A 544-nucleotide genomic window follows, 5' to 3' on the forward strand; every position below is an offset into this window, starting at 1 on the left:
AGCGTGGCGTTAGGCCTGCCGACTCACCTCGGCGTGGTGCCGCACGTGACGGGTTCGCAGCAAGTGACCGATTTAATCACCACGCAGGCTAAAGATCTGTTTGGTGGCTATTTCCTGGTGGAAACCGATCCCGCACTGGCCGCCGAGAAACTGGTGGCGGTAATGAAAGAGAAGCGTCGCGCGCTGGGGATCTAACGCATTGCCCAGCCAGCGCCATCAGGCGGCTGGCTGGCAACATCGGTTCACGAGGGTGATATGAAAATAGCTATCCCGGGTAAAGGGGGCCCACGCTGGCGGGATTGCTGGCGCGATCCTATGCGGCACAGGGAAAACCGGTACTGGCGATTGATGCCGATCCGGATGCCAATCTGGCTTCTGCAATAGGCATTCCGGCCGAACGCTATGCATTGTTGCAACCTTTTTCCCGTATGAAAGCACTGGCAACGGAGCGCACGGGGGCCGGTGCCGGGTATGGCAGCCTGTTTATCCTCAATCCAAAGGTAGACGATCTGCCGGATGCCTACTGCGTGCAGCACGCCGGAGT

The 544-nt window shown here is 59.2% G+C and carries 1 protein-coding gene and 1 pseudogene; both read left to right on the forward strand.

Going from position 1 to position 544, the window contains the following annotated elements; translation table 11 throughout:
• On the forward strand, window positions 1-195 hold a 195-nt coding region (locus J5224_RS34555), incomplete at its 5' end, for a hypothetical protein (RefSeq protein ID WP_264629336.1).
• A 104-nt stretch (window positions 196-299) separates the two neighbouring features.
• Window positions 300-544, forward strand: a pseudogene (locus J5224_RS34560) (carbon monoxide dehydrogenase); the annotation flags it as partial.

The sequence above is a fragment of the Candidatus Symbiopectobacterium sp. NZEC135 genome (genome assembly GCF_025962695.1).